The sequence below is a fragment of the Oscillospiraceae bacterium MB08-C2-2 genome, assembly GCA_035621215.1.
Classification (GTDB): domain Bacteria; phylum Bacillota; class Clostridia; order Oscillospirales; family Ruminococcaceae; genus WRAV01.
This window is the reverse complement of sequence record CP141729.1, coordinates 2184992-2201445: the sequence shown is the minus strand read 5'-3', so window position 1 is coordinate 2201445 and position 16454 is coordinate 2184992. Positions and strand designations below refer to the sequence as shown.

The 16454-nt window shown below is 51.7% G+C and carries 14 protein-coding genes; 7 read left to right on the top strand and 7 right to left on the bottom strand.

Translation table 11 applies throughout. The annotated features are described in order from the left end of the window. Positions 1 to 18 precede the first annotated feature (18 nt). Both U6B65_09820 and U6B65_09815 read right to left on the bottom strand, forming a co-directional pair. The gene (locus U6B65_09820) at positions 19 to 786 is read right to left on the bottom strand and encodes a Bax inhibitor-1/YccA family protein (protein WRS26639.1); all 768 of its coding nucleotides are present in this window, start codon (positions 784 to 786) and stop codon (positions 19 to 21) included. 70 nt (positions 787 to 856) lie between these two features. Further along, positions 857 to 1369 carry a flavin reductase gene (locus tag U6B65_09815; GenBank protein WRS26638.1) on the bottom strand — a complete coding sequence of 171 codons (513 nt, stop codon included), beginning with the start codon at positions 1367 to 1369 and terminating at the stop codon, positions 857 to 859. Positions 1370 to 1723: 354 nt separating this feature from the next. Here U6B65_09815 and U6B65_09810 point away from each other — a divergent pair, with 354 nt between their 5' ends. Continuing rightward, positions 1724 to 2416 (top strand): hydrolase, encoded by a 693-nt coding sequence (locus tag U6B65_09810; protein WRS26637.1) that lies wholly within the window; start codon positions 1724 to 1726, stop codon positions 2414 to 2416. A gap of 274 nt (positions 2417 to 2690) precedes the next feature. Here the strand turns inward: U6B65_09810 and U6B65_09805 are convergent, their stop codons facing one another. The 3 genes from U6B65_09805 to proS form a co-directional block, all read right to left on the bottom strand. Beyond that, positions 2691 to 3632 (bottom strand): sugar kinase, encoded by a 942-nt coding sequence (locus U6B65_09805; protein ID WRS26636.1) that lies wholly within the window; start codon positions 3630 to 3632, stop codon positions 2691 to 2693. A 228-nt stretch (positions 3633 to 3860) separates the two neighbouring features. Beyond that, a complete protein-coding gene (locus U6B65_09800; protein ID WRS26635.1) occupies positions 3861 to 4799 on the bottom strand; it encodes a sugar kinase in 939 nt (312 codons plus the stop codon). A gap of 191 nt (positions 4800 to 4990) precedes the next feature. Then, a complete protein-coding gene (gene proS / locus U6B65_09795; GenBank protein ID WRS26634.1) occupies positions 4991 to 6427 on the bottom strand; it encodes a proline--tRNA ligase in 1437 nt (478 codons plus the stop codon). A gap of 672 nt (positions 6428 to 7099) precedes the next feature. On the opposite strand from proS, the gene U6B65_09790 reads away from it, so the two are divergent. Beyond that, the gene (locus tag U6B65_09790; GenBank protein ID WRS26633.1) at positions 7100 to 7558 is read left to right on the top strand and encodes an NUDIX domain-containing protein; all 459 of its coding nucleotides are present in this window, start codon (positions 7100 to 7102) and stop codon (positions 7556 to 7558) included. 175 nt (positions 7559 to 7733) lie between these two features. Here the strand turns inward: U6B65_09790 and U6B65_09785 are convergent, their stop codons facing one another. After that, complete coding sequence (locus tag U6B65_09785) at positions 7734 to 7925, bottom strand: hypothetical protein (GenBank protein ID WRS26632.1); 192 nt, start codon at positions 7923 to 7925, stop codon at positions 7734 to 7736. A 247-nt stretch (positions 7926 to 8172) separates the two neighbouring features. On the opposite strand from U6B65_09785, the gene U6B65_09780 reads away from it, so the two are divergent. Then, entirely contained in the window at positions 8173 to 9039 is an 867-nt protein-coding gene (locus tag U6B65_09780) for a pyridoxamine kinase (GenBank protein WRS26631.1), read from the top strand. 113 nt (positions 9040 to 9152) lie between these two features. On the opposite strand, the gene garR is transcribed toward U6B65_09780, so the two are convergent. Beyond that, positions 9153 to 10037 (bottom strand): 2-hydroxy-3-oxopropionate reductase, encoded by an 885-nt coding sequence (gene garR, locus U6B65_09775; GenBank protein ID WRS26630.1) that lies wholly within the window; start codon positions 10035 to 10037, stop codon positions 9153 to 9155. A 329-nt stretch (positions 10038 to 10366) separates the two neighbouring features. Here garR and U6B65_09770 point away from each other — a divergent pair, with 329 nt between their 5' ends. The 4 genes from U6B65_09770 (at position 10367) to glgB (ending at position 16402) form a co-directional block, all read left to right on the top strand. Next, complete coding sequence (locus tag U6B65_09770) at positions 10367 to 12097, top strand: ABC transporter ATP-binding protein (protein WRS26629.1); 1731 nt, start codon at positions 10367 to 10369, stop codon at positions 12095 to 12097. Next, the gene (locus tag U6B65_09765) at positions 12094 to 13866 is read left to right on the top strand and encodes an ABC transporter ATP-binding protein (protein ID WRS26628.1); all 1773 of its coding nucleotides are present in this window, start codon (positions 12094 to 12096) and stop codon (positions 13864 to 13866) included. Before U6B65_09770 ends, U6B65_09765 begins: the two co-directional genes overlap by 4 nt. A 250-nt stretch (positions 13867 to 14116) precedes the next feature. Then, positions 14117 to 14329: a hypothetical protein gene (locus U6B65_09760; protein ID WRS26627.1), complete on the top strand. Its 213-nt coding sequence runs from the start codon at positions 14117 to 14119 to the stop codon at positions 14327 to 14329. A 153-nt stretch (positions 14330 to 14482) separates the two neighbouring features. Next, positions 14483 to 16402 (top strand): 1,4-alpha-glucan branching protein GlgB, encoded by a 1920-nt coding sequence (gene glgB, locus U6B65_09755; protein WRS26626.1) that lies wholly within the window; start codon positions 14483 to 14485, stop codon positions 16400 to 16402. Positions 16403 to 16454 lie beyond the last annotated feature (52 nt).

The window sequence follows — 16454 nt, the reverse complement described above, 5'->3', positions numbered from 1 at the left end:
TGTTGCTATAGCAGTGGATTAGTTTTTGCGCTTGCCCAACAGGCGAAGCAGCTTAAGGAACAGGTTGATGAAATCCAGATACAAGCAGAAAGCGCCATAAATGGCAATTTTGTTGATAGGGTCACTGTGCTCGTCGGCATCTCTTTCTGCCACGGCGAAGAGGTAGAAATTCTTGATTTTTTGGGTATCATAGGCAATGAGGACGATAAACACCACCACGCCGATGCTGGTGATAACCATATCCGCCGGGCTGCTTTTAAAAAGCAGAACATTCAGCAGGTTGGCTCCGATCAGCCCCAACAAACCGAATATAGCCAAACGGCCGATGCTGGTGAGATCACGCTTGGTAACCGAACCGTAAATGGCCATAGCGGCAAAAATCAGGCTGGTCAGACCAAAGACAAAGATCAGGCTGTTCATTTCAAAGGCATAAAACAAAACCGAGAAGGTTACGCCGGTTAGAGCGGAATAGAGCATAAACAGGATTGTGGCAACGGCGGAATTCATCTTCTGCAGCCCGACACTAAAGCCCAGCGCAACGCCGATCTGTGCAATGAAGATACCATAGAAGGTGTATTCACTGGAAAAAATCAGGGACATGGCAGAGCGGCTTGTGGCGGTGGCAAAGGCAACCACAGAGGTAACCAGCAATCCGACGAACATCCACCCGAACACACGGGAAAGATAGGCCACCATCCGGCTTTGATCCACTTCCTGCACAGGGGACTGAACAAATTCAGGCTGAGGTGTATTTTGCTGCATGGGTTGATTTTGATTTTCGTACATTCTTTACAAGCTCCTTTTTAAACGAATATATAACACAGATTTTTTGCCCGGTTTAAAAGGCAAATAAAAATTATTTTTTCTCCACATAAACCCCGGTAATTTCAGCCACATAAAAATGGTGATAGTCCTTATCGGGATAAAAGCTGGTGAGCAGGCTTGGGTCCAAAAAGTTTTCCTCTGTTTGAACCTGGCAGAAAAGCTTGCGGCAGGCAATAACCGTTTCAGCTTCTTCAAAGGCAGGCGCATTCTCAAACATGCGAGGGGTAAAATGGCAGGCTTCCACTTTGTTGATATCGCGGCCGGATTGTTTGCCGCAAAGGGTCATCTGCGGGCGGAAGCTCCGATCATAAAAGGATAGGGTAAACTCCTCACCGGCATCCAAAAACTCACGGGTATAGCGCTGGGGGCGCACAAATAAAAACACCACTGGTTTATGCCATAAAAAGCCCATTCCGCCCCAATTGGCTGTCATGGTGTTGATCTCTTCCCCTCGCTTGGTGGTGATGAGCATCCAATCATCCCCAATGCGCTGGATTGCATTTCCCGGCATTTCTTTTGGATCTATTTTTTGGAATTCCTTCATAGCAGCAATCACTCCTTCTCCAGAATTATAGTATTCAAAGGCCTAAAAAAAGTGGGAAGGTGGGTAGGCCTTACCAACCTGAGCCCGTGGGTAGATATAAGAAAACAGGCAGGGGGCAAAAGCAGCCAAAACAATAAAAGTTTAGCCTATAAGGCTGTGGGATACATTGTTTAGAGCGCTGATTTTTTAAAGCGTAAGATTTTATTCAGTATACCACAAATTTTGGGAAAAGTGGAGTTTTCTGAAAATTTGTTACAAAGATTTAAAAAAGCCCACCTTCCTTTTTACTGGACAAGGCCGATAATAAGCTGATATACTGATATCAAAAATTTTAGGAAGGGCTGGTGAGCGATCATGCAGGAAAAATTTGTTCCCGAATACAGCGGCGTTTTGCGCAGCCACATGATAAAAATGCCGGAAGCAATCTATAAATGCGGCGGAATCCGTATTTTTGGAAAGCGGCTGAAATCCATCGTGTTTTCCACAGATGTGGCGATTATCCGCAACTGCAACGCCGATGCTGTGATTGCAGTGTATCCCTTTACCCCGCAGCCCATCATTACCCATGCCCTCATGCTGGCGGCGGATATTCCTGTATTTTGCGGGGTGGGCGGCGGAACCACCACCGGCTCCCGTGTGGTGCAGCTTGCTTCCGATGCCGAATTTCAGGGCGCTATGGGCATTGTAGTGAACTCTCCCACTCCTAACAGCACCCTTGAGCAGATCAAAGAGGTGGTGGATATCCCCATTGTGGTCACAGTAGTCAGCGAATACGAAAATGTAGGGGATCGGCTCAAGTCTGGTGCCAGCATTCTCAATGTGTCGGCTGCTGCCAGAACCCCTTGGCTGGTGGATCAAATACGCCGCCAGCACCCAGGTGCCATTATCATTGCCACCGGCGGGCCAACCGAGCAATCCATTGCGGATACTGTCAATGCCGGGGCCAATGCCATCACTTGGACACCACCCTCCACAGGGGATCTGTTTAAATCTATGATGGCCCGCTACCGGGATATTACAAAGCCCGAGCCCTCACCGGAGAAATAGTGGAGGAAGGCGTTTCCGCTTCTTACCAGCTTACCCGCCTATGGTGTGGGAGCCAAACGAATGGGGGATGCTTATGCTGAATGGGAATGCGGCCTATGTGTTTTCTGTTGCATCCGCTCTATTTGAGGCGGCGTTTTATCTCTTAGGGAGCCTTGCCTTTCTCAAATACCTGCTCCGCAGAAAGTAATAATCAAACCATGAAAGTGCGGTTTCCCGGCATACTGATTGCCGGGAGATCGCTTTTTAATGGGGGAAATCGGCGTATATGGAGCGGCTATGCATGAGCAGCCAGAAAATCCAGCAGCTGCTGTTTGCTCTTCACCGCCGCCGAAGCCCCCACCTGCTGCACCGAAATGGCACCGCATCCATTGCCCCGGCGCACACATTCCAGCAGGGGGAGATCATCAATGAGGCCGGAAATAAAGCCCGCCACAAAGTTATCCCCGGCACCAGTGGTATCCACCACAGGAACCGCAAAGGCAGGCAGAGTAACCTCCAACTCGGTATTTTTAACAAACACGCCCTCGCCGCCCATTTTGATGATCACAGTGCCCACGCCCTTTTCCAGCAGAACCTGCGCCATTTGGGAGGGCGTTTCTTGCCCGGTATAATAAGCCGCCTCCTCAAGGCTGGGCAGCATGTAATCCAAATAGGGCAGAGCCTTTTCAACCTGCTCCAATGAGGCCCCCAGCTCCATCATTATATCCGCACAGGTTATGGTCCCGGCCTGCTGTGCTTTGCGTAAAATGGGCACCAGCTTTTCGCTATCCAAATCGCCGGAGGTAAACAGGCTGCCGTAAGAAACCACCTTTGCCTGCTCAATCAGCTCCATATCCAAATCCTCAGCATGGGTAACTGCCAGCGTTTCATCCCACTTGCGAACCGCAAAATGCCGCTGGCCATCGGGGCGGATGAGCACAATGCTCAAGCCGGTATGCTGCCCCGGCTGTATTGCCATGCCGTTCTGAACGCCCCGCTTCTCTATGGTTTCCACAACATGGCGGGCAAACAAATCATCCCCCAGCCGGGACATAAGCGAAACACCGTAGCCAAGGCTTGCCAGCACGCTGGCCTCGTTGAGAGCATCTCCGCCCACGCTCAGTTCCATGCCCTCCATGCGGGTCAGGTCGCCTGAAAACACCACCTCCGAGTTAAAGCCGGTAATGAGCAAATCGGTAACCGCCAGCCCAAAGCAAACCGCATCGATCTTTTTCATCTAAGCCACTTCCTTTTCTGAGGTTAATTTGCCGTCGGAAAAAGCTGTTAATTTCAGTATAGCATAGCCTCAACGACAGGAACAATGGGCATAGAGCACAGATTTCTCCCCCGGAATTGAGACATCTGACCCGAAACGCAAAGCGTTATTTGGCGATAAGGGAATAAAAACAGCCGGCCCGCAGAAAGCATCCCGCAGCACCGGCTGTAAAACAATATTCAGAAGCGCTTATGCATGAGCAGTCATGAAATCCAGAACCTGCTGCTTGCTTTTCACAGCACCGGAGGCTCCCACTTCACCCACATTGATGGCGCCGCAGGCACTGCCCCGACGGGCGCAGCTCAGCAGGTCTTCGCCATCCAGCAGGCCGGAAATAAAGCCGGCTACAAAGTTATCGCCTGCACCTGTGGTATCCACCACCGGCACCTTGTAAGAGGGAACGGTTACTTCCAGATCGGCATTTTTGAGATAGACACCATCGCCGCCTTGCTTAACGCCTACAGTACCCACACCCATATTCAGGAAGATATCGGCAATGCGGGCCGGGTCTGTTTCGCCAGTATAGAAGGTGCCTTCTTCCAGACTGGGCAGGAGGTAATCTATGTAGGGCATCGCCACACGCACATCCTCCAAAGAGACACCGGGCTTGTTGAGGAAGTCACTGATGGTGAAAGCCCCGGAATCCTTAGCGGTTTTGAAAACAGTTTTCAGGTTTTCGCCAACCAGATCCATGCTGGTGAACATACTGCCCTGTGTGACAGCACGAGCCTGCTTGATCAGCTCCAGATCGATATCCTCAAAGCAGACACGGGCATTGAGCTTATCCAGCTTGCGGCCCAGAAAATAACGGTCACCATCCGGCTTGATCAGAACGATGGAAATAGGAGAGATCAGCCCTTCCTTGACAGCAAAACCGGGCGTGATGCCTCTTTCAACACAGGTGTTGATAATATGCTGGCCGATAATATCTTTGCCTAAACGGGCCACCAGTGTGACAGAATGACCCAGCTGTGCAAGAGTGGAGGCTTGGTTGAGAGCATCGCCTCCCACACTCAGAATCATATCCTCCGCCCGGGAAACATCCTCTTGAAGCAGGGTATCGGGAACTCCTTTTACCAAAAGGTCTGCTACTGTAACACCAAAACTGACTACATCCAAGGTTTTCATGGCTAATACTCCCTTTTCTATTGATGCCGGCAGTTGCCTGCTGTGCAATTTCGATTCAAAACACGAATGAAGGATATTGTCATTAAACTTAAAATATTTTTAAGTTAATCAGTTATAATCTGCCTTTGGATTACCGGGTAAACCATAGCATAAGGTGGTGTAAGAAAATGTCGAATCCAGTCGCGGCTCAATTAATAGGCTTTGCCCCAGACCACCATGCTCTTGGCAGGTTTTCCGCAGCAGACACAGGTTTCACCCACAGTTTCCTGCTCAAAGGGCATGCAGCGGGAGGTAACACCGGCCTCTTCCTTCAAGCGCATTTCGCAGGCTTCTTCGCCGCACCACATGGCCTTGATATAGCCGCTTTTCTCGTTGCTCAGCTTGATCAGTTTCTCCAGAGTAGCGGCGCTGTAGGTGCGGTTTTCACGGTTCTGAGCCGCCTTTTCAAAGAGTGCCTTGGCCAGCTCCTCCAGCATCTGGGGGATAGCGGTTTCCAACTGGTCAAGAGGCACAAAGGTTTTTTCACGATTATCCCGGCGAACCAGCACACATTTGCCCTCTGCAATATCCCGGGGGCCGATTTCCAAGCGCAGGGGAACGCCCTTGACTTCGTATTCGGCGTATTTCCAACCGGCGGAGTTATCGGAGTCATCCAGCTTGACACGGCAGAATTTGCTCAAACGCTCAGCCAGCTGGCGGGCTGTATCCAGAACGCCCTCCTTATGCTGGGCAACCGGCACAATGACCACCTGAATGGGGGCAATGGCGGGAGGCAGAACCAAGCCGCTGTCATCGCCGTGGGTCATGATGATAGCACCGATGATGCGGGTGGAAACACCCCAAGAGGTTTGGAAGGGATACTGCTGGGTGTTATCCCGGCCCTGATAGGTGATACCGAAGGCACGGGAGAAGCCATCGCCGAAGAAATGGCTGGTGCCGCTCTGCAAGGCCTTGCCATCATGCATCATGGCCTCGATGGTATAGGTAGCCTCGGCTCCGGCAAATTTTTCCTTGTCGGTTTTGCGGCCTTTGAGCACCGGGATGGAAAGATGGGTTTCGCACACGTCGGCGTAAATATCCAGCATTTGCAGGGTTTCCGCCACAGCCTCATCCTTGGTTTCATGCATGGTGTGGCCTTCCTGCCACAAAAATTCAAGGGTGCGCAGGAAAGGACGGGTGGTTTTTTCCCACCGCACAACCGAGCACCACTGGTTGTAAAGCTTAGGCAGATCACGATAGGAATTGATGATGTGGGCATAATGCTCACAGAAGAGAGTCTCAGAAGTGGGGCGAACACACAAACGCTCGGTGAGCTTTGTGCTGCCGCCATGGGTAACCCATGCAACCTCGGGGGCAAAGCCCTCCACATGATCTTTTTCTTTTTGCAGAAGGCTTTCGGGAATCAGCATCGGCATATAGACATTTTCGTGGCCGGTGGCCTTGAATTTGGCGTCCATAATTTTTTGGATGTTTTCCCAGATGGCGTAGCCATAAGGTCGCAGAATCACACATCCCCGGACAGACGAATAATCAATCAGCTCCGCCTGCTTCACTACATCGGTATACCACCGTGCAAAATCTTCTTCCATGGGGGTGATGGCCTCGACCATTTTCTTTTGTTCCGCCATTGTTTTTTGCCTCCTAATTTTTCTGCGGATGTATTTTCTATAGTCTTGGGGCATTGAATGCCCGTGCCTATAGGAATAACTTGAGTTTTTTAAATAGCCGCAATTTTTAGTTCGTAATTCTTCCACAGTCGAATTCATTTCGACGGCGGAATACCGCCTTCTGCGCCTTTGAGGCGCAGTCCGGGGGTACATGGGGGTATTGGATACCCCCATGAAGGTGCCTCCTAATTTTTCTGCGGATGTATTTTCCATAGCCAGCGAGGCATTGAATGCCTTTTAAAGATTACACTAGATATGGAGCGCTAAAAAATAACCGGAGCGGGAAGAACAGGGCAAACGCCCTATCCCTTGTTAGCCGAAGCTCCGGGATTCTTTATTAAACAGCATTCTTTTAAGCAAGCGGGTACACTTGCTTCGTGGTTTGCGGGGGATAGCCATGCCCCCTTGGTGTAATTATATCCAAATATTTAGTGGTTTTCAACCGCTAACCCGAATTTCCGCATGAAAATGTTGTTCTTTACGAAATATTTCCAGCGGGATAGAAGGGCGGGCTTTTCTTTTTAAGGGCAAAATGTTATAATATACCTTAATATTGTTCAATCGCCCGGGGGTTCTTGCCGGGCAAAACAGTCCCACTATACTAAAAGGCAGCGTTTGGGAGGTTTTTTTGTTTTGATTAAGGAAAAATCATGCGGCGCGCTGGTTTACCGGAAGGCCGATGATAAAATACAGCTTTTGATTTTAAAGCATAAGCTGGGAGGGCACTGGTCTTTTCCCAAGGGCCATGTGGAAGAGGGAGAAACCGAGCCGGAAACAGCACTTCGGGAGGTCAAGGAGGAAACCGGGCTGACCATTGAGCTGCAAGAGGGCTTTCGGGAGCGGGTTACCTATTCGCCTCGCCCCCATGTGAGCAAGGAGGTTATCTATTTTCTGGGCTTTGCCCAAGATAGCCGAACCAAGCGTCAGGAAGAAGAAATCAGCGAGATTCGCTGGGTTGATCTTGAAAAAGTGAACCGGTATCTTACCTATGATAACGACCGTATCCTGATTCGCAATGCAAAGCGGCACATTGCCCGCAGGGCTTCGGGGGATTCCCCTTTGGCCGCAAAGAAAAGCACCACCCTGAACTGATCCTGCGCCGGCTCCTTTGGGCGGCAAGCTCCCGGCGGGGGCTTGGCCCAAGGTGTGAGCCTGAGGCGGCAGAGATCCTGTGCTTTGGCCGCTGCACTTGCAGGGGCGGCACAGCTTCAGAGTGGTGCTTTTGCTCAAACATGGCTGGGCTTGCTTTCTCAAACGGTGAAAAAGCTTAGCGCATCATGTAGGAAACGTTATCGATAAAATCCCCCACTTGGCGAAGAGCCTTGCCGGTTGTTCGCTTAATTCTGCGGGTGCGGGCCTTGGCGTTGGCTTTATCGCCAGAAACCAGCATGTAGGCGGCGGTTCCGACTGCCATGCCAACGGCGGCGGTGGTGATAGCGGTGGTTGTTCTGCGATTCATTTAGGTGGCCTCCTGTTGATTGATAATGGGTTGCAAATTCTTACCTTAGGTCGCATCATTAGTTTGACCGCCGGAGCAGGCAATAACACCAAAAAGAATTTGGCAGAAATGGAAAAGCTCCTCTATTAAAGAAGCTTTTCACATTGTTGGGTTAAGCTGCCATTTAATTTGACTGCAAAATTTTAAAAAAGAGATGCATTTTTTGCAAACCGTACGCAAAGCGGCGGATTAATGCAGGAGGAAAACTATGGAAACACAGCGCTTTCACCGGGTGGCGGCTATCCACGATTTATCCGGCTTTGGGCGGTGCTCGCTGGCGGTGATTCTGCCGGTGCTTTCGGCTATGGGGGCGCAGGTGTGCCCTATTCCCACCGCTGTTCTCTCCACCCATACCGGGGGCTTCGGGGAGGTGGCTATGCGGGATCTCACCGATTATCTGGAGCCTGCCCTTGCCCATTATAAGCGGCTGGAGCTGGAGTTCACCTGCATTTACAGCGGTTTTTTGGGCAGTGTGGATCAAATTGACCACTGCTTGGATTTTTTCAGGGCTTACCCCCAGGCTTTAGCAGTGGTTGACCCGGTTATGGGGGATCACGGAAAGCCCTATCGCACCTGCACCCAGCCCATGCTCCGCCGGATGCACGAGCTGACCAGTGTGGCCCACATCATCACACCCAACCTAACCGAAGTTTCCATCCTGCTGGATCAGCCCTATGACCATCATCCCCTGACCCAATCCAAAGCCAAGAGCCTGTTGGCCCGCCTCAGTGAGCTGGGGCCGAGGCAGGTTGTAATCACCGGGGTGGAGCTGGTGAGCCGGGGCATGTGCAACATTGGCTACGACCGGGAGCGGGGCGCTTTCTGGTGTGTGGATTGCGATTATGTGCCGGTTTCTTACCCCGGCACCGGCGATATTTACGCCAGTGTTCTCACCGGCGGCTTTCTGATGGGAGACAGCCTCCCCATGGCCATGGCAAGGGCTACCTATTTTCTCGAGGCAGCCATTAAAACTACCTATAGCTACGGCACGGACCCCCGTTGGGGTGTTATGCTGGAAAAATCCCTGCGCTGGCTTTCCAGCGATTCCCTGCCGAAGAATTATCATACACTCTAATTGCTTGACGATAAAAGCCCTGTAAGAAAAAAACGGGCCTGCTTTCCATATGGAAAGCAGGCCCGTTTAACGTCTGTAATTCTATGTGGGCATTGGATGCTCACATAAGGGTCTTATTCACCCAAAGTGGTGTGGGAAAGCTTCTCGTAGTAAGCCAGTATACCGGAATGATCGTTCTGGCCCATGCCCTCGTTGCGCAGAACCTTGAGAATTTCAAAAGCCTGGCTGGTCAGGGGCAGATAGGCATCCAGCTCACGGGCGGTATCCAGAGCGTTGGCCAGATCCTTGTGGTGCAGATCAATTTTAAAGCCGGGCTTGAAGTTGTGCTCAATCATCATGGGGCCTTTGGCATCCATAACGGTGCTGCCGGCGAGGCCGCCCCGGATGGCGTTGTAGATCAGCTGAGGATCAACACCGGCCTTGTTGCCCAGAGTAAAGGCTTCGGCAACAGCAGCAATGTTCAGGGCAACCACAATCTGGTTGGCCAGCTTGGTGGTGTTGCCGGCGCCGATATCACCGCAGAGCACAGCGGAGGAGCCCATTTTCAGAAGCAGGTCACGGAATTTTTCAAAAACAGCTGCATCGCCGCCAACCATGATGGAAAGGGTGCCATCCACAGCTTTGGGTTCTCCGCCGCTGACAGGGGCATCCAGCATGTCCACGCCCTTTTCTTTCAGAGCAGCAGCAACCTCCTTGGAGGCAATGGGGGAAATGGAGCTCATATCAATGAGGGTCATGCCTGCATGAGCGCCTTCCAGAACACCGCCCTCGCCCAGAACAATGGCTTTAACCTGAGGAGAGTTGGGCAGCATGGTAATAACAAGATCGCTGGAAGCGGCAAGCTCCTTAACACTGGAAGCCGCTTTGGCACCGGCAGCCACTACATCTTCCACCGAGGGGGCGTAGATGTCAAAAACGGTCAGAGAGTATCCGGCCTTAATCAAGTTTTTGGACATAGGCTTGCCCATGATACCCAATCCGATAAATCCAATATTCATAATTTTTCCTCCTGTTGTTTGTGTGGAAAATGGTCGCTTGTTAAAAGAAGAATCTCCCGGCTGCCAAAATGGCAGGGGGATATTCCTGAGCGGCGAAAGCCTCCGGGGAGACAATGCCCCACGGTTTTTTCTTGTAATAGTATAGCATGGCACACAAATGTTTTCAATCCACTTTCTGACAAAGGCTGCGCTAGCAGCGCAAATCCTGTTTGGTTTAGGGAATTCTCTGAGTAAGGGGCTTTGACTTTTTTCTTGTTTTGTGCTACAATCTCCCGTTACAGCGTACTTTTCAGGCGCAACTTCTTCCATTTTTGAAAGGTGGTTTTTATTTGAAGCTGATGTGGCGATACCTGTGGCGATACAAGGGCTATCTGCTGCTGAATCTGCTGAGCGCTTTCGGGTTTATCCTCATTGAACTGGGGCTTCCTACATTGCTTGCCCGAATTATCGACATAGGGTTTCTCCAGCAGGATTTTGCCTATGTTGTGCGGACAGGCCTGCTTATGCTGCTGTGTGCTTTGGTGGGCTTGGTGGGGCTAATTGCACAGGCTTATTCGGTGAGCCGGGTCACCTCCAATATTGTCCGGGATATCCGTGGCGATATCTTTGCCAAAACCATGGGCTTTTCCCATTATGAATACGAGCAGTTTGGGGCATCTTCCCTGATTACCAGCACAACCAACGATGCCTACCAGATCATGCTCTTTTTGCAGACTGCTATGCGCACAGGGCTGGTGGCACCGCTGATGTTTATAGCCAGTATTGGCATGATCTGGATTCAGGGGGGTAGCATTGCCCTGATTGTGCTGATTGCCATCCCGCTGCTGCTGGTGGGGGTGCTGCTCATCGGGCGGGCTTCTGAGCCACTTTCGCAGGAGCAGCAGACCTCTCTGGACAGCATCAACCTGAGCATGCGGGAAAGTCTTTCCGGCCTGCGTGTGATCCGGGCTTTCTGTAACGAGGATAACCAGCAGGAGCGCTTTGCCAAGGTCAACGAGCGGTATGCCCAAATTTCCCGCCGGCTGTTCCAGTTGATGGCCATTGCCCTACCCGCCTTTTCCCTGATTTTTACCGGTATGATGGCGACCGTGCTGTGGCTCGGTGCGGCAGGCGTGGCGGATTCCACCTTGCAGGTGGGAACGCTGGCCGCTTTTATTGAGTATCTGTTCCACGCCCTGTTTTCCTTCCTGATGTTTGCCATTGTGTTTGTCATGTATCCCCGGGCTTCGGTTTCGGCCAAGCGGCTGGAAAAAATTCTTGCAACCCAGCCTTCGGTGGATGACAACTGGAATGGTGCCACCCAAAGCGAAAGCAGCGGTTATATTGAGTTTGACCGGGTGACCTTTGCATACCCGGATAATGCCGGGGAGCCGGTGCTCAAGGATGTGAGCTTTACAGCAGAGCCGGGGCAGACCGTGGCCTTTATCGGCAGCACCGGCAGCGGCAAATCCACTCTTATTCAGCTGATCCCCCGGTTTTATGATGTAACCGGCGGCCGGGTGCTGGTGGATGGTGTGGATGTGCGGGATTACCGGCTTCCCAGCCTGCGGGATAAAATTGGTTTTATTCCCCAGAAGGCACTGCTATTTACCGGAACCATTGCAGAAAACCTCCGCTTTGGCAAGCCCGAGGCCACCCGGAAGGAGATTGAGGAGGCTGCGGATATTGCCCAGGCTGCCGCCTTTATTTCCGCCAAGGAGGATGGCTTTGAGGAGCATCTGGCCGAGGGCGGAGCCAATATGTCCGGTGGTCAGAAGCAGCGGCTTTCCATTGCCCGGGCGCTGGTTAAGCGTCCGCCGATCTATATCTTTGACGACAGCTTTTCCGCTTTGGATTACCAGACCGATACCAAACTCCGCGCCCGGCTGAAAAAAGAAATTTCCGGGGCAACGGTGCTGATTGTGGCCCAGCGGGTCAGCACCATCCGCCATGCGGATAAAATTGTGGTGCTCAGCGAGGGGCAGGTCGTTGCCCAAGGCACGCACCAACGGCTTCTGCGGGATTGCCCCCTTTATTATGAGATAGCTGCCTCCCAGCTTTCCAAGGAGGAATTGAATTGAATACCTTTCTTGCTCCGGCCAAGCGGCTGGGAGCCTATATCAAGCCCTATAAGGGGCGGTTTATTCTTTCGGTGCTGCTGACCGTGGTGTATTCGGCGGCCAATTCACTGGGACCCTTTATTATTGGGCTGGCTCTCACCGAGCTGGCCAACAACACCATGGCTATTTTGGCGGGAACACCCGGCGCAGGGGTCAACTTCCCCTATATCCTATGGGTGATCGCCCTGCTGGTGGGCAGCGGCCTGCTGGGTGTGCTGGCGGAATATGCCTCGGATTATCTCCTTTCCCATGTGGTGCAACTAAGTATGCGGGATTTGCGGCGGGATATCAGCCAAAAGATCAATCGCCTGCCGGTATCTTATTTTGACCGCAACCAGTTAGGCAACACTCTGAGCCGGGTTACCAATGATGTGGATGCCATCGGCTCGGCGCTCCAGCAAAGCCTGATCCGTATTATCGGTGCTGTGCTCAGCATCACCTTCACTGTGGTTATGATGGCGGTGCTTTCGGTTCCCATGACCTTGGTGGCGCTGGTGCTGATTCCCGGCTCTATGCTGGTTTCCAAGGTAATTATAAAAAAATCCCAAAACGATTATCAAAACCTGCAAAACTCGCTGGGTGATCTCAGCGGCCATGTGCAGGAAAGCTACAGCGGCTTTTCGGTGATCAAGCTTTATGGGCAGGAAAACCAAATGGCGGACCGCTTTTGGCGCATCAACCACCGTTTGAGCTATTTCAGCTTTAAAGCCAATTTTATCTCCAGCCTGATGCAGCCTCTGGTGGGGCTGGTGGTTCACCTGAGCTATATCCTCATGACAGTGATCGGCGGCTATTTTGTGATTACGGCGGGTTTTCCTGTGGGCAGCTTGCAAGCCTTTGTCCAGTATATCTGGCTGATTAACCAGCCTTTGGGGCAGGTCAGCCAACTTTCTGGCTCCCTGCAAAGTGCGGCGGCATCCACCGTTCGTGTGTTTGAAATTCTGGATGAACCAGAGCAATCCCCCGAGCCTGCGCCGGTGGAACTGCCCCAGTCCTGCCGGGGGGAGGTTTCCTTCCAGCATGTCCGCTTTGGTTATCACCATGAAAGCCCCTTGATGAAGGATATCAGCTTTGATGTGAAAAGCGGCCAGACCGTTGCCATTGTGGGCCAGACCGGTGCGGGCAAAACCACCCTCATCAACCTGCTGATGCGTTTTTACGATGTGGATGGCGGCGCCATCTGCATCGATGGCGTGGATATCCGGGAGATGCCCCGGTGGCAGCTCCGTTCCCTTTTCGGAATGGTGCTGCAGGATGCATGGCTGTTCCACGGCAGCATAGCGGATAACATCCGCTTCGGCCGGTTGGATGCAACCATGGAGCAGGTGGAGGAAGCGGCTAAGACCGCCAATGTGGATCATTTTATCCGCACTCTTTCCGGCGGCTACGATATGGTGCTGGATCAGGAGGGAGAAGGCATCTCCCTTGGGCAGAAGCAGCTTTTGACCATTGCCCGTGTGGTGCTGGCCGATCCTAAAATCCTGATTTTGGATGAGGCCACCAGCTCGGTGGATACCCGGCTGGAAATTCTCATTCAAAAGACCATGAAAAGAGTTATGAAGGGGCGCACCAGCTTTGTAATTGCCCATCGGCTCTCCACCATCCGGGATGCGGATTTGATTCTGGTGATGGAGCAGGGCGATATTGTGGAGCGGGGCACCCACGAGGAGCTGCTGGCCCAGCAGGGGCAGTACTGGCGACTTTATAACAGCCAGTTTGCTGAGGAGTAATCTGTTTTTTTTGATAAAAGAAAAGGTTGCAAAAAAACCTATTCTCTTTCCCTTATCCCTGCCGGAGGCTGGAGGGGGCCTGTGGGCAAAGGCTTTTTTTCTTATTGTTAACAGCATCCGGCCGATCACTTCCGCACTCATGCCGTGCGGCAGGCACATCCTTTCTCCACGATGAGAAAGGATGCAAAGAATCGCCAAGGGGGCGCTCCCCCTTGGTACCCCCCACAGTCGAAAGAGAGCGGGTAATATTTTGTTCAGCTTACACCGTGCTTATGCCGCACAGGCAATGACTTTCTTTTTAGCTGAAAAAGAAAGTCATCAAAGAAAAAAGCATCCTCTGGCGGCAGGCTCTTGTTCTTTACCCCCGCCCAAAGTCAGGGCAAGCCAAAAGCCAATTGTGGCCAACAAGCAAGAACCTGTTTCTCAATCCATAGCAAGAAAAATCCCTGCCTCTTTTATCTAAAAAAGAGCAGGGATTCTTTTTGTTTGTAAAATATTCGTTATATTCTACTAATATTCATTCAAAAAATAAATTTTTACTACAAATGTTCCAAAAATTCCTTGAAATAATACTGGTTCTCTGGTACTCTGAATATAGGTTGGGAGGGGTTTTGCGATGGACATGAAAATGCAGCTGGAGAATATGCCCGAACTGTTCAGACAGGGTCAGGGGATCTACGCCTACCGCTATTTCGGCTCACACCGCCACTTTCAGGGAGAAATAGAAGGCGCCATTTTTAGAGTCTGGGCGCCAGCCGCCCGGTCGGTTTCGGTGGTGGGGGATTTTGGCGATTGGAACCCCGAAGCGGCTCCCATGGAAAAACTGCCCCAGACCGGAATCTGGCAGGCTTTTGTTCCGGGAGTTAAGAGCTTTGCCGCCTATAAATACAGCATCATCGGGCGGGATGGAAAAACCCATCTGAAATCCGATCCTTTTGCCCGCCACTATGAAAGCCCGCCGGGCAATGCTTCCAAGTTTTTGGAGGAAAAGCCCTACCGCTGGGGGGATAAGGCTTGGATGACCCAGCGGAAAAAATGGGATCACCGCCACAGCCCCATGAATATTTACGAGGTGCATTTGGGCTCATGGCGCCGGTATCCCGATGGCAACTGCTTTGAATACCGCAGATTGGCCCGGGAGCTGGTGGATTATGTGGTGAAGATGGGTTATACCCACATCGAAATTCTGCCGGTTACCGAATTCCCCTTTGACGGTTCGTGGGGCTATCAGGCCACCGGATATTTTGCACCCACCTCCCGATACGGCACCCCCGATGATTTTTGTTATTTTGTCAACCGGTGCCACAAAGCGGGAATCGGGGTAATTCTGGATTGGGTTCCGGCCCATTTCCCCAAGGATGAATGTGGGCTCTATGAATTTGATGGCACCCCCTGCTATGAATATGCGGATGCGCAAAAGCAGGAGCATGCCGCTTGGGGAACAAGGGTTTTTGATTATGGAAAAAAGGAGGTAGTCTCCTTTTTAACGGCCAGCCTGTTTCTGTGGATTGAGGCGTTTCATATTGACGGCATCCGCATGGATGCGGTGGCTTCCATGCTGTATCTGGATTATGACCGAAGCCCCAGTCAATGGACCCCCAACATCCACGGCGGGCGTGAAAATCTGGAGGCAGTGGCGTTCCTCCGCAGGCTTAACGAAGCTGTTTTAACCCGGCACCCCGACGTTATGCTCATTGCGGAGGAATCCACAGCGTGGCCGCTGGTTACAAAGCCGCCCCAGAGTGGGGGGCTTGGGTTCAACTACAAATGGAATATGGGCTGGATGAACGACACCCTCAGTTATGTTGCCATGGACCCGCTCTTCCGCTCCTATAATCACGACCGTATTACCTTCAGTCTTTACTATGCCTTCAGTGAAAACTATATTTTGCCCATCTCCCACGATGAGGTAGTCCATGGCAAGCATTCGCTGCTTGATAAATTTCCCGGGGAATACCAATTGAAATTCGCAGGTGTGCGGACCTTCTTAGGTTATATGATGGCTCACCCGGGGAAAAAGCTTTTGTTCATGGGCTGTGAGTTTGGGCAGTTCATCGAGTGGAACTACAACCAGGAGCTGGATTGGCTGCTGCTGGAATACGAAAGCCACCGCCAGCTCAAGGAGTATGTGCGGCATCTGAACCATTTCTATAAAGAAAACCCGCCCCTGTGGCAGATTGAGGATTCATGGGAGGGCTTTAGGTGGATTGTGCAGGATGACAACACCCAGAATATTGTGGTGTTTATGCGCACCGATGAAAAAGAAAACCGCCTCATTGCAGTTTGCAATTTTTCCCCTATCCGCAGAGAGGAATACCGGTTCGGCGTTCCAGCGGCTAAAAGCTACATAAAGGTGTTCAGCTCCAATGAAGAAAGCTTCGGCGGGGATGGAGAATCAGGAGAACCGTTGGTTCCTTGCCAGCCCATCGCCTCCCATGGCTTCGAGCATTCTATTGTGGTTACGATTCCACCTATGTGCACTTTCTTTTTGTGCCCACAGGAGCCGGAAAGAACCAAGGCGCTCCCCGCAGAATAACAGGCATAGCCTTTTAAAAAATGCTATATGCGTAAACCGCTCATTGTATCAG

Bases quoted from the DNA above. Each gene is read 5' to 3' on its own strand.
- U6B65_09810 (WRS26637.1), top strand. From the start codon at position 1,724: ATGCAGGAAAAATTTGTTCCCGAATACAGCGGCGTTTTGCGCAGCCAC.
- U6B65_09780 (WRS26631.1), top strand. From the start codon at position 8,173: ATGGAAACACAGCGCTTTCACCGGGTGGCGGCTATCCACGATTTATCC.
- garR (WRS26630.1), bottom strand. From the start codon at position 10,037: ATGAATATTGGATTTATCGGATTGGGTATCATGGGCAAGCCTATGTCC.
- U6B65_09805 (WRS26636.1), bottom strand. From the start codon at position 3,632: ATGAAAAAGATCGATGCGGTTTGCTTTGGGCTGGCGGTTACCGATTTG.
- proS (WRS26634.1), bottom strand. From the start codon at position 6,427: ATGGCGGAACAAAAGAAAATGGTCGAGGCCATCACCCCCATGGAAGAA.
- U6B65_09800 (WRS26635.1), bottom strand. From the start codon at position 4,799: ATGAAAACCTTGGATGTAGTCAGTTTTGGTGTTACAGTAGCAGACCTT.
- U6B65_09815 (WRS26638.1), bottom strand. From the start codon at position 1,369: ATGAAGGAATTCCAAAAAATAGATCCAAAAGAAATGCCGGGAAATGCA.
- U6B65_09820 (WRS26639.1), bottom strand. From the start codon at position 786: ATGTACGAAAATCAAAATCAACCCATGCAGCAAAATACACCTCAGCCT.
- glgB (WRS26626.1), top strand. From the start codon at position 14,483: ATGGACATGAAAATGCAGCTGGAGAATATGCCCGAACTGTTCAGACAG.
- U6B65_09785 (WRS26632.1), bottom strand. From the start codon at position 7,925: ATGAATCGCAGAACAACCACCGCTATCACCACCGCCGCCGTTGGCATG.